This window comes from Paenarthrobacter ilicis, assembly GCF_016907545.1.
In the GTDB taxonomy this organism is placed as follows: Bacteria; Actinomycetota; Actinomycetes; order Actinomycetales; family Micrococcaceae; genus Arthrobacter; species Arthrobacter ilicis.
Window position 1 is genome coordinate 694,783 of record NZ_JAFBCD010000001.1, and the last position, 23,401, is coordinate 718,183.

The window sequence follows — 23,401 nt, forward strand, 5'->3', positions numbered from 1 at the left end:
GCATTCCATTGCTCGTGTTTCAAGCAGGTAAGATCCCTAGGAAACACAAGTAATCCGGCTCACAGTATCCAGCGCAGTGTACTGGCCACACCTGATCCGAAGGTTGTATCCATGGTTCACACTGCCCATCTTGACACTGACCTGGCCGCTGAATTGCGGGCCGACGTGCGTCGCGTTTCCACCCTGCTGGGCGAGTCCTTGGTACGCCAGCACGGCCCCGAATTGCTCGAATTGGTGGAGCAGGTACGGCTGCTGACCAAGGAATCCAAGGAAGCGGCCCGCGGCGGCGCGGACGCTACCGGGCCGTGGAGCGCGCACGACGTCGTAGCCCAGGTCCGCGAACTGCTCGCCTCCCTGCCACTGGACCAGGCGACTGATCTGGTGCGCGCTTTCGCGTTCTACTTCCACCTCAGCAACGCGGCCGAGCAAGTTCACCGTGTGCGTGGCCTGCGTACCCGGCAGGAGAAGGACGGCTGGTTGGCCAAGGCTGTCACGGAGATCGCCGGCCAAGCGGGCCCCCAGGTGTTGCAGGACGTCATCAATGAGCTGGATGTCCGGCCCATCTTCACGGCCCACCCCACAGAGGCTTCGCGCCGATCCGTTCTGGACAAGGTCCGCAAGCTTTCCGACGTACTGGCCGAACCTACGGCTGAGGGAACCTCGGCCCGCCGCCGCCAGGACCGCCAGTTGGCTGAAATCATCGACCAGATGTGGCAAACCGATGAGCTCCGGAAGGTGCGCCCCACCCCCGTTGATGAGGCCCGGAATGCCATCTACTACCTGAACAGCATCCTCACCGACGCCATGCCGGAGATGCTGACCGACCTCTCCGAACTGCTGGCTGAGCACGGTGTGACCCTGCCTACCGCTGCTGCGCCGTTGCGCTTCGGATCCTGGATTGGTGGTGACCGTGACGGCAACCCGAACGTCACCGCAGCGGTAACCCGCGAAATTCTGCAGTTGCAGAACCAGAACGCAGTGCGGATCAGCATCGCCCTGATTGACGAGCTCATCTCCGTGCTGTCCAACTCCACTGCGCTCTTCGGCGCAGACCAGGAGTTGCTGGACTCGATCGAGGTAGACCTCAAGAACCTCCCCGGTTTGGACAAGCGCGTCCTGGAACTGAATGCACAGGAGCCGTACCGCCTGAAGCTGACGTGTATCAAGGCAAAGCTGATCAACACCGGCCGCCGCGTAGCGGGATCCACCTACCATGAGCCTGGCCGCGACTACGCCACAACAGCTGAATTGTTGGCTGAGTTCGGCCTTCTGGAGACGTCCCTGCGCAACCATTCAGCAGAACTGGTGGCAGACGGTGCTCTTGCCCGCGTCCGAAGGGCCATCTCAGCGTTCGGTCTCCACTTGGCCACCTTGGATATCCGCGAGCACGCGGACTACCACCATGATGCAGTGGGGCAGTTGGTGGACCGGCTTGGTACGGAAAAGCCGTACGGCGATTTGAGCCGTGAGGAGCGCTTCGAGTACCTCGGCGCCGAACTCGCGTCCCGTCGCCCGTTGTCCGGCCACCCCATCAAGCTGGAGGGGACAGCTGACGGCACCTACGACGTTTTCCGCAGCATCCGCCAGGCACTGCACACCTATGGCCCGGATGTTGTGGAGACCTACATCATCTCCATGACACGCGGTGCTGATGACGTTCTGGCAGCTGCTGTGTTGGCCCGTGAAGCGGGCCTGATTGACCTGTTCGGTTCCAAGCCACACGCAAAGATCGGGTTCGCCCCCTTGTTGGAAACCGTGGAGGAACTGCGGGCGTCGGCGGAGATCGTGGACCAGTTGTTGTCTGATCCGTCCTACCGCGAGCTGGTCCGCCTCCGCGGGAACGTCCAAGAAGTCATGTTGGGCTACTCCGATTCCAACAAGGAATCGGGAGTGATGACCAGCCAGTGGGAAATCCACAAGACCCAGCGCAAGCTCCGGGACATTGCCACCAAGCACGGCGTCCGCGTCCGGTTGTTCCATGGACGTGGTGGTTCCGTGGGCCGCGGCGGTGGACCCACCTATGACGCGATCATGGCCCAGCCCAACGGCGTCCTGGAAGGTGAAATCAAGTTCACCGAGCAGGGCGAGGTCATCTCGGATAAGTACTCGCTGCCGGACCTTGCCCGGGAAAACCTGGAGTTGTCCTTGGCTGCGGTCATGCAGGGTTCCGCGCTGCACAGGACTCCCCGTACCTCCGAAGATGAGCGCGAACGCTACGCCAACGTCATGGAAACCATTTCCGACGCCGCCTTTGACCGGTACCGCACACTGATTGACGATCCTGAGCTTCCCGCCTACTTCCTGGCCTCGACGCCGGTGGAGCAGCTCGGGTCGCTGAACATCGGCTCGCGTCCTTCCAAGCGACCCGATTCCGGTGCCGGCTTGGGTGGCTTGCGGGCCATCCCGTGGGTATTTGGATGGACCCAGTCCCGTCAGATCGTTCCCGGCTGGTTCGGCGTTGGCTCCGGCCTGAAAGCCGCCCGCGAGGCCGGTAACAAGGATCAGCTGGTGGAAATGATGGAGCGGTGGCACTTCTTCCGCTCGGTGATCTCCAATGTTGAGATGACGCTGGCCAAGACTGACATGGAGATTGCCGGACACTACGTTTCCTCACTGGTCCCGGAGGAGCTGCACCGCCTGTTCCACATGATCCGTGACGAATACGAGCTCACCGTGGCCGAAATCGAGCGCCTCACCGGTGAAACCGAATTGCTCGATGCGCAGCCCACGTTGAAGCGTTCATTGGAAATCCGCGATCAGTACCTGGACCCCATCAGCTACTTGCAGGTGGAGTTGCTGCGCCGCGTGCGTGAGGAATCGGTGTCCGGGGCTGAGATCGATGAGCGCCTGCAGCGGGCCATGCTCATCACCGTCAATGGTGTTGCGGCCGGCCTGCGCAACACTGGCTAAAGTGGTGGGATGCCGTCGTTCCAGACCAAGTTGAAAATCACTGGGCTCAAGCCGGGCAATGCTCCTGAGGCCGTCATGGCAGCAGCCGTGGAGGCCTTGGAGACCCGCCACCATGTGGAGTCGAACCAACTCGACATTGTTGGCGGGGTCCCGCAGCTGAGCCTGAGGTTCACCGTGGACGACAGGGACTACGCAGGCGAGAATGACGACGCCCGAACGTCGGCAGCGATGATGCGTGACGCCGTCGAGCGTGTTGCGCTGACCGGCAGCATGTATGTGCTGCGGCGCAACCGCGGCCGCTGGGCACCCGTATAACCACGCGCCCGTGTAACCAAAGCACCCGTGCAAGCGGGGCAACCTCAGGGCTGGGGGGCTTCGCCGTCGTAAGGTTCTTCGACAGGTGAGGGATCGCCGCGCCTGCGGGTGACAATGAAGCCGACCACCACTCCGATCACCAGGCCCACGCCCACGCCTATCAGGGAACTGGCCCAGAAAGGGAGCTTGGTGGTGGAGCCGGTGAAGTAGCCCAGGCCTACCTGCCACACCGCCCACAACACGGCACCGAGCCCGGCGCAGAGGCTGAAACCACGGACGGACACGTTGGCGATCCCCGCGGCGGCTGACGTGGCCAGCCTGCCGCCGGGGACAAAACGTGCACCGATGATGGCGCCGTACGCTGACGACCGGCCGGCTTTGGCGATGGCGGAGTGGATCCCGCTGTGCACTTTACGGCCCCATGCCCAGCGGTCCAGGACGTGGCTGATGCGCCGTTTGAACAGCATGTACACCGCCATGTCGCCCAGCCATGAACCCACTGCGGCGAGGACCAGGACCAGCCAGATATTGGCGTGGCCGTCGGCGGCCAGCGCTCCGCCGGTGATGACCACCATTTCGGAGGGAATCGGCGGGAAAATGGCGTCGCCCACCACAATGGGTACGATCCACAGGTAAATCGCGGATCCCCACGAGGCCGGGGCGGTGATGTCCATGGCCACAAGGTACCGCACTTGCCACCTGTGCGGCTGCGGCGAAAGACTGGTGGCATGCGGAGAGAAGTTCTGCACGGGGATATTACTCAACGGCCCGTGGATGCAATCGTCAATGCGGCCAATTCCTCCCTGCTGGGTGGCGGGGGAGTGGATGGCGCGATTCACCGGGCTGCGGGACCCGGGTTGTTGGCGGCGTGCCGGGCCCTGCGGGAGGGGGAGCTGCGCGACGGCTTGCCGGTGGGTGCCGCCGTGGCGACCCCGGGATTTCTGTTGCCTGCCACCTGGGTGGTCCACACGGTGGGACCCAACCGGCACGCCGGCCAGACGGATCCTGAACTCCTGGAATCATGTTTCGCCGAAAGCCTGAAGGTGGCAACGGACCTCGGAGCCCGGTCCGTTGCCTTTCCTGCCATCAGCGCCGGGATCTACGGCTGGGATGCCCGCCAGGTTGCGGAAACAGCGCTCGACGCCGTGAACCGGTTCGAGCGGTCCCATGCCGCGGGTGCCGCGTCAGGCAGCCCTCTTGAGGTGGTGGAATTTGTGCTGTTTTCGGCGGAGACGACGGCGGTGTTCCGCTCGGTGTTCGCCGCCCAGCCTGCGTAGGACTTCTCACCCCGCTCTGGGATCAGGGCTTGGCGTTTGCGTCGCCGCAGCACGTAATAGAGGGCGGTGACCAGCGCCAAGGAAGGCAGCCCGAATACCAGTGTCATTCCGAAGGCCTCTGTCCCCAGGGTGCTGATGGCGATTGCCAGCATGAGGATGGCGCCCAGGATGGTGCCGGCGGGGAAGAACCTGGTTTTGAACGTCAACTCGCTTCCGGACCGTTTGATGCTGCGGCGGAAGAACCAGTGCGTCACAAAGATCATGAACCAGGTAAACATGGCCCCGAACATGGAGATGGCCATCATGAACGTGAAGGCCGTTTCGGGGAACATGGCGTACACCACCGTGGCAATCGCGATGCCGGCTGTGGAAAGAACCAAGGCGTTGACCGGTGCTCCATTCGAGCGGAGCTTGCCGAACACGGCAGGTGCGTCTCCGCCGCGGGAGAGGCTGAAAATCATGCGGGTGGAGATGTAGAGCTGGCTGTTCATGGCTGACAGGGCGGCGATGATCACCACGAAGGTAAGCAGGCTGTCCGCGAAGGGGATGCCGAGGTTCTGCATGACGGTGACGAAGGGGCTGCCTCCTGCGAGAATCTGGCTCACCGGAGCGATTGCCAGAATCAATGCCAACGTCACGATGTAGAACAGCAACAGGCGGGCAATGGTGGTGCGGAACGCTTTCTTCACCGCAGTGGCGGGGTCTTTTGCTTCGCCGGCTGCGATGGCGATCATCTCGATACTGAGGTAGCTGAAGATGGAGACGATCACGGCGAACCATGTCCCGGACAGGCCGTTGGGGAAGAAGCCACCTTCCGCCGAGTAGTTTTGGAAACCGGTCCCTTCAGTGCGGGCGCCGAAAACTATGTATGCGCCCAGCAGGATGAAGGCCACAATCGCGAACACTTTGATGCTGGAGAACCAGTACTCTAGGGTTCCAAAGACCTTGACGTTCATGGTGTTCACGCCGATGAGGAGGGCCGAGAACAGGATCACCCACAGCAGGGACGGAACGTCCGGGAACCACAGTTTCATGTATTCGCCCACGGCGGTCACCTCCGTGCCAACGGCCAGGACAATGCAGGACCAGTACATGTATTTGACCTGGAACCCTGCCAGTGGGCTGACATAGTGCTCAGCGAAAGCGCCAAAGGAACCGGACGTGGGGTGTGCCACGGTCATTTCCGAGAGGGAACCCATAAGCAACAGGGCAATGAAGCCTCCGATCGCGTAACTGATGATCACGCTGGGACCGGCGAAACCTATGGCGAACTTGCTGCCCAGGAACAGCCCGGTGCCGATCGCGCCGCCCAGGGCGATCATGGTCATTTGCCGTGATGTCAGCTGCCTCTTGAGCCCACCTTCACGTTCTTGGATCTCGCTGAAACTGGCCAATCCGACCTCCTTGTCGATTCTACAAATCGCTTCAAGATAGAATCCGGCTCAACTCCGTGCCAACGATTTCGAAGAATCACAAAAGTATTTGAGGTGGGATAGTGTCCGATTCATCCAGCCCGCGCCCGTTGGGCTCACTTCCGAACCGGGTTCGGCTCGACGAAACCGACCGTCTAATCCTCAGGGAACTGATGGCTGATGCCCGGATTCCCAACAATGTTCTGGCCGCCAGGGCCGGCGTTGCACCCTCCACCTGCCTGGGCCGCGTCCGCGCCCTCCGGGACTCCGGCGTGATCCGTGGCTTCCATGCTGCGGTGGACTTGGAAGCCCTGGGCCTGGTGGTCTATGCGCTGATCTCGGTCCGGGTGAACTCACAGGCGAGGAACAAAATGTTGGCCATTGGCCAGCGCCTGCGCACGCTGCCGAATGTTCAAAGCGTGTTCCTCCTGGCCGGGGACCAGGACTTCATGATGCATGTGGCGTGCGGGACACCCAAGGAATTGCGCGACTTCATCGCCGTCCATTTGGCGTCCGATCCGGCCATCGCCAATACCCAGACCAACCTGGTGTTTGACCATCTGACGCCGGGGGACTGACGGGGTCAGTCCTTGGCTTCGCTCAGTTCCAACTGGCTGCGGTACTCCACGGGCAGCTTGGTGATGGGGTCCACGAATGTGATGCCGCGTGCCAAAAGCTGGAGTGGCTTGCTGTAATCGTCCGGGGCCTTGTCCAGCAGGTCCGGGTAGAAGGCGTCGTTCACTATTCCCAGGCCCAGTGATGCCATGTGCACGCGGAGCTGGTGGGTCTTTCCGGTGTGCGGCTCCAGCCGGTACAGCGCGCGTTGGCTGGAGCCGGCGTCGAACGTTCTTGTCTGTTCAATCCGCGTTTCCGCGTTGGGGTCGCCGTCCACCACCTCCGCCAGGAGGTAGCTGCGGGATTTGGTCATGCGGTTTCGGACCACTGCCGGGAACTCGACGGCGGGATAGCCTGCTGCGGGCGTCGCGGCGGACACGCATTCGTATTCCTTCTGGACCTGCCGCTTTTCGAACAGCACTTGGTACTTTCCGCGCGTCTCAGGATTGGTGGAAAGCAGCAGCAAGCCCGCGGTCATCCGGTCGAGGCGGTGCATGGGGATGAGGTCCGGGAGGTCCAAAAGATTCCGGAGGCGGACCAGTGCCGATTCCTGGATGTAGGTCCCGCCGGGTGTGGTGGGAAGGAAATGGGGCTTGTCCACCACCAGGATGTGATCGTCCTGGTGGAGGATGGTGATCTCCACCGGTAGGCGCGTTTCCGGGGGAAGGGTCCGGTAGTACCAGATGAAGGTGTGGTCCTTCAGCTTGGTGTTGCGGTCCAGGGGCACGCCGCCCTCGCCCACGATTTCGCCTGCGTCGAAGCGGTCCTCAATGCCTTGGGGGTCGATATGGCCCCAGCGGTGCATCATGTAGTCCATGGCGGTGTCCCATGGGCCCTCGTCCGGGAGCCGAAGGCGGGTTGCGTTCACGCCGTCGCGCACGGGGAGAGGGGATTGCATCACCGGATAATTCTACGTGGCCACAATCGCACCGAACGCAAAAAAGTTCTTGACAATAAAAGTTGTCGGTTGGCAGAATGGGGCCATGTTGGATATCGAAGTCATCGAGGACCCCGCCGCGGCCGAAGCTTCGCTGGACCCCATCCGCACCAAAATCCTCCAGGAATTGGTGGAGCCGGCCTCCGCCACGCAGTTGGCGGCCAAGGTGGGCCTCCCGCGTCAGAAGGTGAACTACCACCTCAAAGCGCTGGAGCGGCATGGGCTGGTGGAGTTGATGGAGGAGCGCCGGAAGGGCAACGTCACCGAGCGCATCCTCCGGGCCACCGCAGCCTCCTACGTCATCTCTCCGGCCGCTTTGGCCTCCGTTGCACCGGACCCGCGACGGTTCGCCGACAGGTTCTCAGCTTTCTGGCTGCTGTCCCTGGCTTCCCGGACCGTGCAGGAAGTGGGCAAGCTCATCACGGGCGCGGCCTTGGCCAAAAAGAAACTCGCCAGCTTCGCCATCGACGGCGAAATCACTTTCCGTTCGGCCGCGGAACGCGCTGCGTTCGCGGAGGAACTGGGAGTAGCGGTGACCCATCTGGTGGACAAATACCACGACGGCGGTGCTGCCGCACTGGCGGGCGGGGCACGCAAGCACAGGCTCGTCGTCGTACTTCATCCGGCACTGAAAACCACTGAAACTGAACGCACAGCAGAAAAGGATCACAGCAATGACTGACAAGCGGAACTTCGAAATCGTGGCTGACACTGAGCTGCCTGCCACTCCGGAGCGGGTGTGGCAGGCCGTCACGGAAGACACTCCGGCCTGGATGTTCCCCACGGACCAATGGCCCGCCTTGAAAACCGTGGAAGAGTACCCCGAACATTTGGTCTCACGCATGGATGGGCCGGACGGTTGGTTCAACCAGCTTGAGCACGTGGTGGAGCCCGTGGACGGCGGACGCGCCAAGCTGCACTACGTGCACAGTGGAATCTTTGCGGACAACTGGGATGCCCAATATGACGGCGCCAGCAAGCACACCGAGTTCTACCTCCACACGCTGGGGCAGTACCTGCAGCACTTTGATGGCAAGCCCGTGGTGTTTACCGACATCCAGGCTCCTGCGGCATCCCAGGCCCCGGACGGCTTTGTGCGGTTCAAGCAAGCGCTCGGCGTGGACGGACTCGCGGCAGGTTCAGCCTTTGATGTGGAGGTTGACGGCGTGGGGCCACTCCGCGGCGAGGTGGACTTCTCCAATGAGAACTTCCTGGGCCTCCGCACGGCGGACACCCTCTACCGGTTCTTTGGCCGCAACGCGTTCGGCGCCCCGGTGGGCATGACCGTTCACGACTTCAGCGGGGCAGGGGACTCCGAACCCACCGCCAAGCAGTGGGGCTCCTTCTTTGACAAGGTCTACGCGGGCGCTTAGGCCGCCCACGCCCTGGCCACTGCGTTCAGTGCGGACTCGTAGATGCCCGCCCAGTCGGTGGCGGGATGGTTCATCCGGGCCAGCTCCAGGCTGACCAGTCCATGGACCTGACCCCAGATAGCCATGGCTATCACCATGGTGTCTCCAGTCCGGAGCTGTCCCGCCGCCTGTGCCATCCCGACTGCCTCCACCAACGGAAGCATCGCATCAGAGGTGACATCCGGCGTCGGGGTGCATTCCACAATGCCCGCCAGCGCACTGCTGAACATGAGCCGGTACAGCGCGGGATGATCCAGCGCCCACACCCGGTAGGCACGGCCCAGTCCCAGCAGCCCTTCGTCCGCGGCCTCCCGCTGCGACGCACCAAAGCTGCGGAAACCGTCGTCGACGGCGGCGGTGAGCAGTTGCGCTTTGCCGCCGAACAGCGAGTAGATGGCCGTGGTGGACGTTTCAGCCGCTGCGGCCACGTCCCGCAGGGTGACGCGGCTGGGGCCGTCCCGGTCCACCAGGTCCGCGGTGACGGAGAGCAGCCGCTGCCGCACTTGTTGATCGTGAACAATGGGTCTTGCCATACTGTCCATTGTTTCATAACCTTGTTTCATAACACCGTTATGGAACACCATGGCGGAACGCGGAGACTCCTCCAGAGCTTCCCTACCCAAAGGATTCGCATGGCACAGCAAGTATTTGCGGGCCGATTCACGGCGGACATTGAACGCGATTCCGTCACCGTCTTCCTGATCGGCATGCGGGCCAACCGCTGGTGGAAAATGGGTCGGCTCGCCAAGGTGGCCTCGTCCATGCCCGTCATGATGCAGCATCTGGCGAACAATCCGGAATCAGGCCTGCTGGGCAGCGAGCAATGGTTCGGGCGGACCACCATCATGCTCACGTACTGGGAGAGCCCCGAGCACCTGAGGCGCTTCGCTGCGGACAAGGACTCGCCGCACCTGGGACCCTGGCGGGCATTCATGAAGGAAGTCGCGGGCAGCGGCGATATTGGCGTGTGGCACGAGACCTACCAGGTCCCGGCCGCCGGCGTCGAGGTCATCTACAACGGCATGCCTCTGTTCGGCCTGGCGAAGGCCACGTCCCATGTTCCGATCGGCCCCGGGAGCAATACCGCCAAGCAGCGGATGGGTGCCGCGGGACGGTCCGCCCAGTAGGTTGCTACGCGACGGCGGCCGGCTCCTTGGGCTTCAGGGTTCGGCGCAGGTGCGGTGAGGCGTCCAGCCTGTGCTGTGCGTCGCGAAGGGCGAGGACGGCGTCCTCCAACCTGGCGGGCGGAAGCGTATAAGGCACGCGAACGTAGTGCTCGAAAGCCCCGCCCACGCCAAACCTGGGCCCGGCTGCCAACCGCACGCCGAAGTCCGGCGCCAGGACGGTGAGGGCGGTGCTGCAGGGGCTGGGGATCCTGCACCACACTGTCAACCCGCCGCGGGGCCGCTCAACTTCCCATGTTGGCAAGTGCTCGGGGAGCAACTCCAGGAGCGCTTCCCGGTTCAGGCGGAGCTCCGCCAGGCGCGTTTCCAAAGGTTCGGTGTAGCGGTCCACCAGCCGGGCCGCGGCCAACTGTTCCACCACGGGGCCGCCCAGGTCCATGGTGGTCCGGGTGGCAACAAACCTGGTGATCATGGACTCCTCGGCCCGGATCCACCCGGTCCTGAGGCCTGCCCAGTGTGACTTGCTGAGCGATCCAATGGACACCACGGCAGGACCGAAGGCTGACAAGGGAAGGGTCCGGACGCCGTCGAGGTTCACTTCACGGAGCGTTTCATCCACCACCAGGACGGTCCCCGCTGACCCGGCCGCGCGAACCAGCCGGCGGCGTTGCAGGTCAGTCATGATGCGCCCCGTGGGGTTGTGGAAGTCCGGGACCAGGTACGCCATGGCGGGACGCTGCTGGTTCATGGCGCCCACCATGGCATCGATGTCCCATCCCTCTGCCGGAAGGGCGACTGCCAGCGGCCTGCAACCCGCCGCACGGATGGCATCCAATGCGTTGGGGTAGGTGGGGTGGTCCACCAGGACCCGGTCCTGCCTGGATGCCAGGGTCTTCAGCACGATGTTCAGCGCATGCTGGGCGCCCGATGTCACCAGGATTTGTTCAGGGGTGGTGGGCACGCCTTCGGCTGCATACTTTCGGGCGATCGCCTCCCGAAGCGCGCGCAATCCCAGGGCGTCGTACCCGAAGCCCGGCAGGAGGGCGGGAAGTTCGGTCAAAGCGTCGGCGAAAGCCCGGTGCACCATTTCGCCGGCTGCCGGAAGGGACGCATAGGCGAGGTCCAACAGGCCTTCCGGGGCGGCCAGGCCGGGCATGCTCGCCGGAACCGATCGGCTGGGAATGCAAGTGCGGCCGCGGCTACCTTGCCCTGAGGTGAGAAATCCCTGCTCCCGCAGGTTTGCATAGGCTGCGGTGACGGTTGTCCGGCTCAGCCCCAGGGTCTCCGCAAGGGCGCGTTCGCTGGGGAGCGCGACGTCCAGCGGGATGCGCCCATCCATCACCAGCAAACGCACGACGTCGGCCAGCTCGCGGTAGGCGGGCAGGGCGCCGGAATTCCATGGACCCAGAAGTCGGGTGAGGGCACTGGCATTCAGGGAAGCGGGCATAAGACCAGTATCTCAAACTGGCTATGTAAAACAAGGCCAGTTCTGAGCAATGATGTATTCCATGATGACCCGAAGAATCTCCCAACTCCTGATCGGCCTGGCCATGTACGGCATTTCCCTGGCCATGTTCATCAGGGCAGGCCTGGGCTTGGACCCCTGGGACGTGTTCCACCAAGGCTTGGCGCAGAAGACCGGCTACAGCATTGGCGTTGTGGTCATAGCCGTCAGCTTCCTGGTCCTGCTCCTGTGGATTCCGCTGCGGCAGATGCCCGGGATCGGAACCATAGCCAACGCTGTGCTGGTGGGATTGTTCGCGGATCTTGGCCTGTTGCTGATTCCCGCGTTCTCACACCTGGGCGGGCAGGTTGCCATGTTGGCCGGCGCCGTGATCCTCAACGGCATCGCGTCCGCTTGCTACATCGGTGCCCGCTTTGGCCCGGGGGCCCGGGACGGCCTCATGACTGGCCTGGTCCGCCGCACTGGCTGGTCCGTGCGGGTGGTGCGGACAGGGATCGAAGTCCTGGTGCTGGCCGTGGGATTCTTCCTGGGTGGTTCCGTGGGCGTGGGCACTGTGGTGTATGCGCTGGCCATCGGGCCAATCGTGCAAGTGCTGCTGCCCTTGTTCATGGTGCCCGAAAAGGAGAAGGGAACGGCCCCCACGGAAGTCGTGGAGGCCGCGCCCGCCGCCTAGCGGCACGCCTGCAGATCCTCGCCGTACCGCAGCCAGTCCGGCAGGTCCTGGACCAGCGCATCGCGGATGGCGGGCGATCCAGCGCTCCGCCAATCGACGTCGTCGTTAATTTCGATCTCGTTCTTTTTCCACTCGAACCAATTGATCATTTTCAACTGCGGGAATTTTTCATGCGTTTCTGCAGAGAAGACCTGACGCCACCACGTCCTTTTGACGTCCAGTTCGGAGGCCCCGCCGCGCGCAGGCGTGAAAATCGCGGCGGTCTCCGGAATGGCGACAGGCCGGTCATGGTCCACTCCGTACACCTGGTAGAAATCCGGCACCGGGCTGTCATCACCTGCGGTACCGCTGTACGTTCCGGTCAGCATGGCCAGGAATTTTCCGGGCTCGGCAATGTCGTTGTTTCCCCAGGGGCGCTGGTTGCCCCAGTGGTACAAGGAGACCCCCACCCAGTCCACGGCGTCATCCCCGGGGTAGTACGGTGCGTAGGTGTCGTCGGCCATGGTGAGGACGCCATTGTGGTCGGTGTCCAAGGCTGCGAAATCGGGGGTGCCCGGTTTGGCCGCGTACTGGCCACCAGTGAACGGATAGCCGCCCCCATAGTTGGGCGCCCACATCATGGACGAACCAGGGGCTTGGCTATGCACCGCTGCCGCCACCTTGCGGAAAACCTCCACGTAGCGGCCCGGCTGCTGGCCCCACGCGTACCAGGACCCGTTCATCTCATGCGCAAAGCGCACGACGACGGGCGTCCCCTGATCGTTGATGGCACGTAAATCGGCAGCCAGCTTTGCAATCACGTCATCGCTCATGGTGGCCAGCCCACCGTGCGGCTCAAGGGTCAGGAGCAGCGCGCCGCCCGTTGCCCGGACCTGGGTGACCGCGTTGGTGGTGTGGGACCACGTTTGGTCGTCATAGGGTATGTCCGAGAACTGGACCACCACCGCGGGACCATGACCCAGGTTGGTGCGGTGTTCGGCCAAGGTCTCGGAGTCCCAGTCAAGGTTGACGCCCAGGAGCACTCCGTCCTTGGGTATCAACGTTGAGGCATCCCCGGCCTTGCACAGGGACAGTGCTTGGACAATGGGAACCACTTCCTTGGAGGCGAAGCCCAGGCCGGTAGCCGCCAGCGCTGTTGCCAGCAGGGGAACCAGCAAACTGGCGCGCCTCCGTTTGCGGTTCGGGTGGCCCGTGAAGGTGGGCGGAACCGGCTTCTGCCGGGGCGGGCGTGGCGTTGGCAGGGCTGTCCGGGCCATGTCAGCCCCAACCGAAGGTACGGTGTCGTCGCGCGAACAGGCTGATCCCACGAAGCTTCGGCGCCAGGTGACGTGCCCGCATCAGTGACGTGCCGCCGTCGACGGCTTCCTCACGGGTTCCATAGATGCGGGCCACCTGTCCCAGATGGGCTTGGAGACGGGTATTCTCCAAGGCCTCTGACGTGCCGAAAAGGCGCAGGTCTCCGCCGCGGGCGCGGAGCACGTGGAGTACCTCAAGAAGACCAACAACGCCGGACGCGCCCACGGTGGTCACTGCGGCGACATCCAGCAGGACCACAATGGGCCCATCGGTTGCGGCCGTTGCGGAGTCGTGCCGGATGGCGAGGACGGTTGCTGCGTCCAAAGCGCCGGTGAGTGTCAGGTCCAAGGAAGCCAAGGACGTGGGCATGGTGTTGGAAACAGGGGAAAGAGTGGACATGATGGTCGCTCCTGGCTGGGGGTTGGAACGGCGTATGTGTGGGTAGGTAGTGGATCAGCCCTTGCTTGGGGGCAGGGTGCTCGATCCTGCAGCAAGGACGCTGCTGAGTTCCGTGGGCGTGGGCATGGGATCCACCTGATGGTCCTCCGGGCCCCGGTACCTTGCCGCGGCGATCACCACGCTCAAGAGGGCAAGGTCCAAGGCAACCCACGCGAGGGTGATGAGCGTGGGGTAGAGCGGCGCCTCGCCAGTAGCTGCGCGGGCCATGCCGATGCCGGACGCGACCACCAGGACGGCCATCGCCACTATTTGCAGCTTGACGTGGCGGAAGCCCCGTCCGGTTGCCTGCTTGCTTTTGGCCGTGACGGAGAAGGTCAGGTGCTTGCCCAGGAAGACTGCCGCAGCACCTGAACAGGTAGCCGCAATCCACGTGGGGAAGAGGGCGAAGGACCATTGTTGGCCCCGCCACAGGCCCTTGGACCCGTTGCCCGCCACTTGGAACAGCAGTTGGCAGGAAAGGAAGAACGGCAGGAACAGGCAGAAGAACACCACCGGGCTCGCCGTGAGGGGATAGGTGCCCGCCACCAGGAACACCACCGGCGCCGCAATGTAGCTGAGCGCGGCGAAACCGTTGAGGTAGCTGGTCATGGTGCCCAGGTACATGAGGCGCTGCGCAAGGGTCAGTCCGCGCAGAAACAGCGGATTGTCATTGAAGAACACCTGCATGGTGCCTGCAGCCCAGCGATGGCGTTGGGACAACATGGTGGAAACGTCCTCCGGGGCCAGCCCGTGGACCAGGACCTCGTGGTGGTAAACGCTTCCCCATCCCATGGCATGAAGGTGCATGGCGGTTGCCATGTCCTCGGTAATGGTGGTGGTGTCCATCGGGTGGATGGCCAGTGCTTGGTCGGTATGGGCAACATCCACCGATTCCAGGACCGCATCGAGCTCCGGCACTACGTCATCCATGGCATCCGGAACAGCCAATGCGGCCGCATGGAAGGACACCCGGAGCTCGAAAGTGATCTCCGCAAGCACCTCGCCCCGGCGGAGCTGTTGTTCGGCGCGGGTGATCGCTTCCAAGGACTGTTCCACCACAGGCATGGCTGACGGATGACGCCTGCCCAGCTCGCCCAGAAGGTCCTGCAACCGCGAGCGGCCCCTCCGGAGGGCACTCCAGGTGTGTTCTGTGGCCGTCCGGGTGTAGCGCGTCAGGCCCAGGGCCATCAGGGCCTCCCGGCGCAGGACGGCATTCGAACCGCAAAAGAACGCTGCGTCCCAACCGTCCTTGCCCTGCTGGATGGGACCGTAGAACAGTTCGGCCTGGCTGCCCAGGGGATCACGGTCCGGAACATTCCAAAAATGCTGCGGTGTCTGGACAAAAGCCACTTCTTCGGCGTCAAAGTAACCCAGGACGCGGTCCAGGAAACGGGGCTCCGGGACTTGGTCCGCGTCCAGAATGGCCACGAACTCGCCGGTGGTCATGGACAGTGCGTTATTGACGTTGCCGGCCTTGGCAAACCGTTGCCGGCCGTCCCACTCCGGACCTCGGGTAATGTAGCCGACGCCGATCTGCCGTGCTGCGCTCGCGAACTCGCCGCGGTCACCATCGTCCAGGATCCAGGTTTGGTGCGGATACTCCATGTCCCTGGCCGCGATGGCGGTCCGGAGAACAAGTTCAAGTGGCTCGTTGTAGGTGGCGATGAAGACATCCACCGTCCGGCCCGGCAGGGCAGGTGGGGGAGGGGGCCGCCGTCGTGCATTCCACATGGTGACCGCGTAGAGCGCCGACTCGCCCAGGCTGTATGTCTCCGCCAGCACAAGGGGCAGGGAGATCCACCACGCATCCCACGCAACGGTTCCTGACCACCGCCAACTGATGTAGATCACACCAAAGGAAACCACCAGGACGGCAAGGATTCTTACCAATATCTGTTTGTGAATGCCCATATTTAGCCTCCGGTAACTGCTGGGGAAAAGGCAAAGGCGCGGCAGGCTGTCCAAACGCCATGACGGCGAAAGTTGGGAGGACACGGCTGACGCGCCTGGAGCATGCATCGTCGATGCTCAGAGGAAGGAACTCAGTTGCGAACGGAATTTACCGGTTCCTTATCCCACTTTCCCCCGCCCACATTTCGTCGCCGTTACGGGACTGATAAGTACTTTCGCGTTGATTATTTCCTGCCGGTGACGTTTTGCGTGTCTTGCCGGAAAGCCTTGCACGCTACGTGGGAGGGCCGTCAGAGTGGCTTTCATGCAGCGAAGACTCATGCCACTGGTGATGGTCATCGTCGGATTAACGCTCACGGCGACACTGATCGCTCCTGAACCTCCGGCGTTGGCGGCTGCTGCCATGCCGGCCCCCGGTGCGCTGGTGTGGAGCGATGAATTCGACGGCCCCGCCGGAACCGCTCCGGACAACAGCAAATGGGTTCACGACACGGGAGGGTCGGGCTGGGGTAACGGCGAGCTGCAGTACTACACCAGCAGCACGCGGAACGCCGCCCTGGATGGGAAGGGAAACATGGCCCTCACCGCCCGACGGGAAAACCCATCCGGGTACCAATGCCATTACGGAACGTGCCAGTACACCTCCGCCCGCCTGCTCACAGCCGGCAAATTCGGCAAGACTCAAGGCCGCTTTGAAGCCCGGCTCAAACTGCCCAAAGGACAAGGAATGTGGCCGGCTTTCTGGATGCTGGGCAACAACGTATTCACCGACGGGTGGCCCAACAGCGGCGAGCTCGACGTCATGGAAAACATCGGCAAAGAACCCGGAACGGTCTGGGGAAGCATCCACGGACCGGGCTACTCCGGCGCCAACGCGGCCAATGCCGGCTACACCCTGCCCAACGGCAAGGCACTGGGGGACGCATTCCACACCTTCACTGCCGACTGGGGCCCGGACTCCATCACCTGGTACATCGACGGCATTCCCTACTCCCGGAAAACCAAGGCGGACACGCCCGGTCCGTGGGTCTTCGACCATGACTTCTTCCTGCTCTTGAACCTCGCAGTGGGCGGGCACTGGCCAGGGGCTCCCGACGCAGGCACGGCCTTCCCGCAATCCCTGCTGGTTGACTACGTCCGCGTGTACGAGCTCGCAGCCGCTCCGGCACCAGCGGGTCCCGTCAGCTCCCGGATCCAAGGCTATGCAGGAAAGTGCATCGACGTCGCCGGACGCCAAGCCACCGATGGTGCCCAGGTTCAACTGTGGGACTGCGATACGGCTGCATCGGAACAATGGACTTTTGGAAACAACGGAACCGTGCGATCCCTGGGCAAATGCCTTGACGTTGCGTGGGGTTCCACCAGTAACGGCGCCCGCATCCAGCTCGCCACATGCAACGGGAATGCCGCGCAACACTTCGTGCTGAATTCCGCGGGAGATTTGGTGAATCCGCAAGCGAACAAATGCGTGGACGTGGCCGACTGGTCCGCAACCAATGGATCCCGCTTGCAGCTCTGGGATTGCGCCGGGTCCGCCAACCAGAAATGGTGGCGGATGGTGTAAAAAACGTCCGACGGCGGCGCGCAGTCCTGCGGGGCCGGCGACTATTGCTGGGGCGGCTGGGGAGCTTCCTGGAGTAGTCGGCGGGCCGGGCTTGGGGCGCGCTGCCGTCGCGGCGGTGACCGTTGTGCCCGGCCGGGCAGGTGTGGAGTACCTGGCCGGGCCGCGGTTTCAGGTGCCGGTTGGCTACGGTTCCGGTTGGCTACGGTGCCGGTTGGCAGCGCGGGCAGAAGTAGATGTCCCGTTCCTCGGTCCCGTCAGGGGCAGCCAAAAGGCCGCGCCGGACGGTTGCGCCGCATCGCCGGCAGGGTTGACGTTCCCTGCCGTACACCCAGTATCCTGGCCGCAAAGCGCGGGGGCCCAGCGTGGTGCGGCGTCCCGGGCCGAGGTTTTCGCCCAGCAGACGCTTGGCGTCGCGGACAATTTTGGTCAGATCAGGAACATCGCCTACCAGCATGGTGGGGTGGACCCCTGATAGATAGCAGGCTTCGTTGCGGTAGATGTTGCCGATGCCTGCGAGCTTCCGTTGGTCAAGCAACGCGAAGCCCACGGTGACCTCCGGTTCCGCGTTGAGCCGTCGGAGGGCCTCCTCTTCATCCCAATCGGGGCCCAGCAGATCGGGCCCCAGATGGCCCACGATTTTGTCCTCATCCGCTGTGGGGACCACTTCCAGGATCCCCAAGGAAAATCCCACGGCATCAGCGTCCGCCGTACGGAGGACACACCGGGCTGTGTGGCCGGGCTTGGTCCACCGGCCCCGTGGCGGGTACACAATCCAGCTGCCCTCCATTTTGAGGTGCGAATGGATGGTGAGCGCCCGCGGTTTCCTGCTGGCACCGGGATCCTCGTCCACGGGTCCCGTCAGCCGCATGAGCAGGTGTTTCCCGCGGGGAACAACCTCCGCCATGGTCCACCCCGTCAGGTTCAGCGTGGCAAACCGGGGGACACGGAAATCGGAAGCGGTGATGATCCGCCCCGCCAGTGCCTCGTTCAGCCGCGAAGCAGCGCGCCAGATGGAATCGCCTTCAGGCACGGATCCTTAGTCCCTTCGGTGTGGAGTAAGCGCCAGCTGCGGCCAGGGCGCCGGCAATGGGGGTGTCCAGAAGATCGTGTCCGTTGACCTTTTCCATGAACAGCTTGTCCACGGCACCGCGCCGCACCACATCCACCAAAGCTTGCGCAGCCACTGCCAGGACGGCTTCGTCGGGGGAGAAGGTGAGCAGAGTCTTGCCGCCACGTTCCACGTAGAGGACCAACGCGCCGTCGACCATCACCACCAGTGCACCGGCCTTTCGCCCCGGACGGTGACCGGAGCCGGCGTCGACGGACAGCGCCGGCCATGGCAGCGCCGCTCCGTAGGGGTTCGCGGGATCCGTGGCGGCAAGAGCCAGTGCGTACGGCTCAGCCTTGGAAATCCGGGCGTCCTCGGTGAAGGACCTCAGCCGGTCAACGGTTGCCGGAACAGCGAACTGGGCCGCGCCCAGGTGCTCAATGAAGTAGCCACGGCGGCACCGTCCGGCTTCTTCCAGCCGGGCCAGCACCTTGTACATGAGCCCGAAACCGCCAATGATGTTCTCTGCCATCACCGAGCCGCGGGTCACTACGCCATACCGGTCCAGGAGAAGTTCAGCCGTTCCCCTGGCATGGATGGTGGGGTCCAACTCCGGCGCGGGCAGCGCTGACCACCGGCCCACAGCCGACGGCGGGGCAGCTGCGACACCACCGGAGGTGGCCCCGTAACGTCCGCCCGTCAGCCCGGGAGACCCCAGCAGCCCGGTCCCGTGGGAGCGGCCGATCCTGCTCATGCGTGGAGCCCGCGCCCTAGGGGCTTTTGCAACCTGGCGGTGGGCGGTTTTGCCGCCGGAGATCATGGCGCGGACCGGGGCGAACGTGTCACCGGTGACGCGGCCGGCCCACACAAGATCCCACAGGGCTGTGACCACGGCGTCGTCGCTGAGGACAGCGTCCATGCCCCCGGCCACGTCCGTGAGCTGACGGAAGAAGTACCCGCCTCCCGCGCTGAAGTGATCCAGCAACCGTTGTTGCGCGTCACCGGGTTCGAATTCCGGTGACGGGTTCAGCGTCAGCTCCGCGGAGTCGGCAACATGCAGACTGATCCAGCCGTCGTTGCCCGGCAACGAGCCCGCGCCGGACCACAGAAGTTCGCCAGCGGCCATCAGTTCATCCAGCATGGCGGGTTTGTAGTCCGCCACGCGGCTGGACAGCACCAAAGGCTCCCACGCAGAGGCAGGAATCGGCACGCCGGATAACTGATCCACTGCGGTGATGATTCCGTCCAGGCCACGGAGAGCCTGGCTGCGCGACTTTCCTGGCGCCGTCACGTTCTGCCAGGCAGGGAGGAACCGGCCGTAGGCCGCGGTGTCCACGGGCTCGACTTCCGCGCGCAGTGCAGCCAGGGAGCGACGCCGGAGCTTCCGCAGGACTTCCGCATCACACCATTCGCTGGACGGCGGGGCATCCAGGGACATGACGGTGGAGTCCGTGGACTCTGCGGGCTGCTCGGCCACGGCATGGGGACGGAATTCTCCCTCCACAACCCGGCCGTCGTCGGCCAACCGCTTCAGGGCTGTATTCACCACCGCAACACCCAGGCCCAAGCGTGCGGCGGCCTCTGATGCAGTGAAGGGTCCATGCGTCCTGGCATAACGGGACACCAGATCGCCCAACGGGTCCTGGACGGGTTCGATGAAAGCCAGCGGCACGCCCATGGGCAGCGGAACGCCGATAGCGTCCCGCAACCGGGCGGCGTCTTCCACGGCCGAGAAACGCTCGACGCCGCCGATCGTCACCTTGAGTGCGCGGTTGGCCTTGAGGAGGGCGGCAAGGTGATTTCCGGCGTCGTCAATGCTCCCGTGCGGTGGGGCAGGGGAGTCCTTTGGTTCGTCGTCTTCGGTATCAAGGGTGTCCCCCTCAAGGGTGTCCCCGCTGGGGAGTGCGGCGTCCGGGGCCACCGCCCCCTCCAGCCGTTCTGCAACTTCTTCCACACTGAGCGGGCCCAGCAAGCGAAGAAGGTCCGCGACGCCTTCCATTCCCCGGACGCGCCGGTCCGGGACAAGCCGCTGCAGTTCCATCTCGGTTTTGTCGATGACTGCGGCGTCCAGTAGCTCCCGCAGTTCAACCCGGCCCAGCAGCTCGTTCAGGAGGGTGGAGTCCAGGGCCAGTGCAGCCGCCCGGCGTTCGGCCAGGGGTGAATCGCCCTCGTAAAGGAACTGTGCCACGTACCCAAAGAGCAGCGATTTGGCGAACGGTGAAGGCTGTTGGGTGGTGGTTTCCACAATCCTCAGCTCGCGCCGTTCCACGGAGGAGGCAATGTCCTTCAGCGCAGGAAGATCGTAAACGTCCTGCAGGCACTCGCGGACGGCCTCCAGCACGATGGGGAACGAGGGGTATTTCTTGGCGACGTCCAGCAACTGCGCCGAGCGTTGGCGTTGCTGCCACAAGGGTTGGCGTTTGCCCGGGTTCTGGCGCGGCAACAACAAAGCACGGGCAGCGCACTCGCGGAACCGTGAGGCGAACAAAGCGCTCCCGCCTACCTCGCTGGTGACGATCTGCTCGAGTTCCTCGGGGTCGAACAGGAACAGATCCGCGCCCGGGGGCTCGTCCTCCATCATGGGGACGCGGAGGACAATTCCGTCGTCGGCCGCCATGGCTGACCCGTCCAGGCCGTAGCGTTGCTGCAGCCGCTGGCCCACAGCCAACGCCCAGGGAGCGTGCACAGGCATTCCGAACGGGCTGTGGAGGACCACCCGCCAGTCGCCCAGTTCGTCGTGGAACCGTTCCACCACCAGGGTGCGGTCATTGGGGACGATATCCGTGGCTTCCCGCTGCTCCCTGAGGTATTGGATCAGGTTGCCGGCGGCGTAGGCGTCCAGGCCGCTCGCCTGGCATCGTTCCATGGCAGGGCCTTCGTCCGCGGCTGACAATTCGCGGATGAAGGCACCCAGCGCACGGCCCAGATCCACGGGACGGCCCAGCGAATCACCCTTCCAGAAGGGGAGCTTTCCGGGTTGCCCGAACGCCGGGGACACCAGCACGCGATCGTGGGTGATGTCCTCGATTTTCCAGCTGGTGGCACCGAGCGCAAAGACGTCCCCCACCCTGGACTCGTACACCATTTCTTCGTCGAGCTCGCCTACGCGCCGGCCTCCCTTGGCCGCACGTGCCGAGGCAGTTGGTTCGCTGCCATCGGCACTGGCTGGAGAGGCGGACCCCTCAACTTCCGTGCCGATGATGTACACACCGAACAGGCCGCGGTCCGGGATGGTGCCGCCTGAGGTGACTGCGAGCCGTTGGGCGCCTGGCCTGCCTTCGATGGTTCCTGCGTGCCGGTCCCAGATGATTCGTGGCCGGAGCTCGGCGAATTCGTCCGATGGATAGCGGCCGGCCAGGAGATCCAGAGTGGCTTCGAAGGCCGAGCGCGGAAGGCCGGCAAACGGTGCGGATCGACGCACCGTGCTGAACCAGTCCTCTACGTCGATGCTGCCCAGGGCGGTGGCCGCCACGGTTTGTTGGGCCAGGATGTCCAAGGGGTTTGCCGGGATACTCAGGCGCTCGATTTGGCCGCTGAGCATCCGCTCCACCGTGACGCTGGTGTGGAGAAGGTCAGCGCGGTGCTTGGGGAAGAGTACGCCTTCCGAGATTTCGCCCACCTGGTGCCCGGCGCGCCCCACACGCTGGAGGCCACTGGCTACCGAAGGCGGCGACTCCACCTGGATGACCAGGTCCACGGCCCCCATGTCGATGCCCAGTTCCAGTGACGATGTGGCAACGACGCAGCGCAGCCGGCCGGATTTGAGGTCGTCCTCGATCAATGCGCGCTGATCCTTGGAAACTGAGCCGTGGTGGGCGCGCGCCAGCACGGGATCGGCTCCCGTGGTGCTGCCGGCCTGCGCCATCATGTGCGCCGGGGTTGCCGTGGACGCTGGACTTCCGCTGGAACCCTGCGGTTCTTCCCCGGGATTGGCCCACGACGCATCAGCTCCCACAGCCATCAGTTGGCGCTCGGCGTAGATCTCGTTCAGCCGTGCGGTCAGCCGTTCGGAGAGCCGCCGGGAGTTGGCAAAAACGATGGTGGATTGCTTGGACAACACCAAGTCCACAATTTGTTCTTCGACGTGCGGCCAGATGGATGCCTGGGGCTGCAGGCCCGACGCCGGACCCGAGTCGAAAGCTCCTGCGGCTCCCTGGAGGTCTGACATGTCCTCCACAGGCACGGTCACTGTGAGGTTCCAGTTCTTTTTGGAAGGCGGAGCCACAATCTCAACCGGTGCCTGCCCTGCAAGGAACTGTGCCACCAGTTCCCGCGGCTGGACCGTCGCCGAGAGCCCGATGCGCTGCGCCGGCTTGGGCAGCAGCGCATCCAGGCGTTCCAAAGACACTGCCAAGTGCGCGCCACGCTTGGTCCCTGCCACTGCGTGAACTTCATCAATGATGATGGTGTCCACTTCGGTGAGCGTCTCCCGCGCGCGGGACGTCAGCATCAGGAACAGGGACTCCGGAGTGGTGATGAGGATATCCGGAGGGCTGGTCAACAGCGTCCGGCGATCTGCCGCCGTCGTATCTCCCGAGCGCACGCCAACCGTCACCAGCGGTGCCGGCAGTCCCAAACGTTTGGCGGTTTGGGTGATGCCTATGAGGGGGGCGCGCAGGTTGCGTTCAACGTCCACACCCAAGGCCTTGAGGGGCGAGATGTACAGGACGCGGGTTTTGGTTTTGGGGCGTTTTGCTTTGCCCTTGCCGTTGGCCGGAACGGATTCGAGGCCAGGCAGGGTGTCGCTGGGCTTCGCGTGAAGGCGATCCAAAGCCCAAAGGAAAGCGGCCAGGGTTTTACCCGAACCTGTTGGAGCCACCACCAGGGCGTGGGAGCCTGAGGAGATCGCATTCCATGCGCCATCCTGCGCCGGCGTGGGCTCGGTAAAGGCGCCCAGGAACCATTCTCTGGTTGCCTGGCTGAAACGGCTGATGGCGCCATCCGGCACCTGCGGCTCCTGCATCCCTCCATCATGCCCCACGGCTCCGACAGAATAAGCCGGAG

The 23,401-nt window shown here is 63.9% G+C and carries 18 protein-coding genes and 1 pseudogene; 9 read left to right on the forward strand and 10 right to left on the reverse strand.

Going from position 1 to position 23,401, the window contains the following annotated elements; translation table 11 throughout:
- Positions 1-111 precede the first annotated feature (111 nt).
- Complete coding sequence (gene ppc, locus JOE60_RS03305) at positions 112-2,910, forward strand: phosphoenolpyruvate carboxylase (protein WP_167265068.1); 2,799 nt, start codon at positions 112-114, stop codon at positions 2,908-2,910.
- Between the two features lie 9 nt (positions 2,911-2,919).
- The gene (locus JOE60_RS03310; protein WP_167265067.1) at positions 2,920-3,225 is read left to right on the forward strand and encodes a hypothetical protein; all 306 of its coding nucleotides are present in this window, start codon (positions 2,920-2,922) and stop codon (positions 3,223-3,225) included.
- A 44-nt stretch (positions 3,226-3,269) separates the two neighbouring features.
- Here the strand turns inward: JOE60_RS03310 and JOE60_RS03315 are convergent, their stop codons facing one another.
- On the reverse strand, positions 3,270-3,899 hold the full coding sequence (locus JOE60_RS03315) for a DedA family protein (RefSeq protein ID WP_167265066.1): 630 nt from the start codon (positions 3,897-3,899) through the stop codon (positions 3,270-3,272).
- A gap of 54 nt (positions 3,900-3,953) precedes the next feature.
- Here JOE60_RS03315 and JOE60_RS03320 point away from each other — a divergent pair, with 54 nt between their 5' ends.
- Entirely contained in the window at positions 3,954-4,502 is a 549-nt protein-coding gene (locus JOE60_RS03320; RefSeq protein WP_167265065.1) for an O-acetyl-ADP-ribose deacetylase, read from the forward strand.
- A gap of 137 nt (positions 4,503-4,639) precedes the next feature.
- Here the strand turns inward: JOE60_RS03320 and JOE60_RS03325 are convergent.
- Positions 4,640-5,830 (reverse strand): annotated as a pseudogene (locus tag JOE60_RS03325) (amino acid permease); the annotation flags it as partial.
- 167 nt (positions 5,831-5,997) lie between these two features.
- Between JOE60_RS03325 and JOE60_RS03330 the strand changes: the two are divergent.
- Complete coding sequence (locus tag JOE60_RS03330) at positions 5,998-6,492, forward strand: Lrp/AsnC family transcriptional regulator (RefSeq protein ID WP_314325659.1); 495 nt, start codon at positions 5,998-6,000, stop codon at positions 6,490-6,492.
- A gap of 5 nt (positions 6,493-6,497) precedes the next feature.
- Here JOE60_RS03330 and JOE60_RS03335 read toward each other — a convergent pair whose 3' ends face one another.
- The gene (locus JOE60_RS03335; protein ID WP_167265688.1) at positions 6,498-7,427 is read right to left on the reverse strand and encodes an RluA family pseudouridine synthase; all 930 of its coding nucleotides are present in this window, start codon (positions 7,425-7,427) and stop codon (positions 6,498-6,500) included.
- Between the two features lie 85 nt (positions 7,428-7,512).
- On the opposite strand from JOE60_RS03335, the gene JOE60_RS03340 reads away from it, so the two are divergent.
- Both JOE60_RS03340 and JOE60_RS03345 read left to right on the forward strand, forming a co-directional pair.
- Entirely contained in the window at positions 7,513-8,148 is a 636-nt protein-coding gene (locus JOE60_RS03340) for an ArsR/SmtB family transcription factor (protein ID WP_167265064.1), read from the forward strand.
- Positions 8,141-8,839 carry an SRPBCC family protein gene (locus tag JOE60_RS03345; RefSeq protein ID WP_167265063.1) on the forward strand — a complete coding sequence of 233 codons (699 nt, stop codon included), beginning with the start codon at positions 8,141-8,143 and terminating at the stop codon, positions 8,837-8,839. The genes JOE60_RS03340 and JOE60_RS03345 overlap by 8 nt, the downstream gene beginning before the upstream one ends.
- Here JOE60_RS03345 and JOE60_RS03350 read toward each other — a convergent pair.
- On the reverse strand, positions 8,836-9,411 hold the full coding sequence (locus JOE60_RS03350) for a TetR-like C-terminal domain-containing protein (protein ID WP_239528803.1): 576 nt from the start codon (positions 9,409-9,411) through the stop codon (positions 8,836-8,838). The two genes, JOE60_RS03345 and JOE60_RS03350, sit on opposite strands and share 4 nt — an antisense overlap.
- 99 nt (positions 9,412-9,510) lie before the next feature.
- Here JOE60_RS03350 and JOE60_RS03355 point away from each other — a divergent pair, with 99 nt between their 5' ends.
- Positions 9,511-10,005, forward strand: coding sequence for a DUF4188 domain-containing protein (locus JOE60_RS03355; protein ID WP_167265061.1), 495 nt, complete (start codon positions 9,511-9,513; stop codon positions 10,003-10,005).
- A 4-nt stretch (positions 10,006-10,009) separates the two neighbouring features.
- Here the strand turns inward: JOE60_RS03355 and yczR are convergent, their stop codons facing one another.
- Positions 10,010-11,449, reverse strand: coding sequence for a MocR-like transcription factor YczR (gene yczR, locus JOE60_RS03360; RefSeq protein WP_167265060.1), 1,440 nt, complete (start codon positions 11,447-11,449; stop codon positions 10,010-10,012).
- A 61-nt stretch (positions 11,450-11,510) separates the two neighbouring features.
- Here yczR and yczE point away from each other — a divergent pair, with 61 nt between their 5' ends.
- Positions 11,511-12,140, forward strand: a complete 630-nt coding sequence (yczE, locus tag JOE60_RS03365; RefSeq protein ID WP_167265059.1) for a membrane protein YczE — start codon at positions 11,511-11,513, stop codon at positions 12,138-12,140.
- Here the strand turns inward: yczE and JOE60_RS03370 are convergent.
- From JOE60_RS03370 to JOE60_RS03380, 3 genes are read right to left on the reverse strand one after another with little or no spacing between them, the layout of a single operon-like run.
- A complete protein-coding gene (locus JOE60_RS03370; RefSeq protein WP_167265058.1) occupies positions 12,137-13,396 on the reverse strand; it encodes a glycoside hydrolase family 26 protein in 1,260 nt (419 codons plus the stop codon). The two genes, yczE and JOE60_RS03370, sit on opposite strands and share 4 nt — an antisense overlap.
- Position 13,397: 1 nt before the next feature.
- The gene (locus JOE60_RS03375; protein ID WP_167265057.1) at positions 13,398-13,835 is read right to left on the reverse strand and encodes an STAS domain-containing protein; all 438 of its coding nucleotides are present in this window, start codon (positions 13,833-13,835) and stop codon (positions 13,398-13,400) included.
- A gap of 54 nt (positions 13,836-13,889) precedes the next feature.
- Entirely contained in the window at positions 13,890-15,785 is a 1,896-nt protein-coding gene (locus JOE60_RS03380; protein WP_167265056.1) for a glycosyltransferase family 2 protein, read from the reverse strand.
- Positions 15,786-16,089: 304 nt separating this feature from the next.
- Between JOE60_RS03380 and JOE60_RS03385 the strand changes: the two genes are divergently transcribed.
- Complete coding sequence (locus JOE60_RS03385; RefSeq protein ID WP_167265055.1) at positions 16,090-17,349, forward strand: glycoside hydrolase family 16 protein; 1,260 nt, start codon at positions 16,090-16,092, stop codon at positions 17,347-17,349.
- Positions 17,350-17,548: 199 nt separating this feature from the next.
- Here the strand turns inward: JOE60_RS03385 and JOE60_RS03390 are convergent, their stop codons facing one another.
- Together JOE60_RS03390 and JOE60_RS03395 are read right to left on the reverse strand one after the other, a co-directional pair.
- Positions 17,549-18,379 (reverse strand): Fpg/Nei family DNA glycosylase, encoded by an 831-nt coding sequence (locus JOE60_RS03390; protein WP_167265054.1) that lies wholly within the window; start codon positions 18,377-18,379, stop codon positions 17,549-17,551.
- Positions 18,372-23,360, reverse strand: a complete 4,989-nt coding sequence (locus tag JOE60_RS03395) for an Lhr family helicase (RefSeq protein WP_167265053.1) — start codon at positions 23,358-23,360, stop codon at positions 18,372-18,374. The genes JOE60_RS03390 and JOE60_RS03395 overlap by 8 nt, the downstream gene beginning before the upstream one ends.
- Positions 23,361-23,401: the final 41 nt, after the last annotated feature.

Bases quoted from the DNA above. Each gene is read 5' to 3' on its own strand.
- ppc (WP_167265068.1), top strand. From the start codon at position 112: ATGGTTCACACTGCCCATCTTGACACTGACCTGGCCGCTGAATTGCGG.
- JOE60_RS03310 (WP_167265067.1), top strand. From the start codon at position 2,920: ATGCCGTCGTTCCAGACCAAGTTGAAAATCACTGGGCTCAAGCCGGGC.
- JOE60_RS03315 (WP_167265066.1), bottom strand. From the start codon at position 3,899: ATGGACATCACCGCCCCGGCCTCGTGGGGATCCGCGATTTACCTGTGG.
- JOE60_RS03320 (WP_167265065.1), top strand. From the start codon at position 3,954: ATGCGGAGAGAAGTTCTGCACGGGGATATTACTCAACGGCCCGTGGAT.
- JOE60_RS03335 (WP_167265688.1), bottom strand. From the start codon at position 7,427: ATGCAATCCCCTCTCCCCGTGCGCGACGGCGTGAACGCAACCCGCCTT.
- JOE60_RS03340 (WP_167265064.1), top strand. From the start codon at position 7,513: ATGTTGGATATCGAAGTCATCGAGGACCCCGCCGCGGCCGAAGCTTCG.
- JOE60_RS03345 (WP_167265063.1), top strand. From the start codon at position 8,141: ATGACTGACAAGCGGAACTTCGAAATCGTGGCTGACACTGAGCTGCCT.
- JOE60_RS03350 (WP_239528803.1), bottom strand. From the start codon at position 9,411: ATGGCAAGACCCATTGTTCACGATCAACAAGTGCGGCAGCGGCTGCTC.
- JOE60_RS03355 (WP_167265061.1), top strand. From the start codon at position 9,511: ATGGCACAGCAAGTATTTGCGGGCCGATTCACGGCGGACATTGAACGC.
- yczR (WP_167265060.1), bottom strand. From the start codon at position 11,449: ATGCCCGCTTCCCTGAATGCCAGTGCCCTCACCCGACTTCTGGGTCCA.
- yczE (WP_167265059.1), top strand. From the start codon at position 11,511: ATGATGACCCGAAGAATCTCCCAACTCCTGATCGGCCTGGCCATGTAC.
- JOE60_RS03370 (WP_167265058.1), bottom strand. From the start codon at position 13,396: ATGGCCCGGACAGCCCTGCCAACGCCACGCCCGCCCCGGCAGAAGCCG.
- JOE60_RS03375 (WP_167265057.1), bottom strand. From the start codon at position 13,835: ATGTCCACTCTTTCCCCTGTTTCCAACACCATGCCCACGTCCTTGGCT.
- JOE60_RS03380 (WP_167265056.1), bottom strand. From the start codon at position 15,785: ATGGGCATTCACAAACAGATATTGGTAAGAATCCTTGCCGTCCTGGTG.
- JOE60_RS03385 (WP_167265055.1), top strand. From the start codon at position 16,090: ATGCAGCGAAGACTCATGCCACTGGTGATGGTCATCGTCGGATTAACG.
- JOE60_RS03395 (WP_167265053.1), bottom strand. From the start codon at position 23,360: ATGCAGGAGCCGCAGGTGCCGGATGGCGCCATCAGCCGTTTCAGCCAG.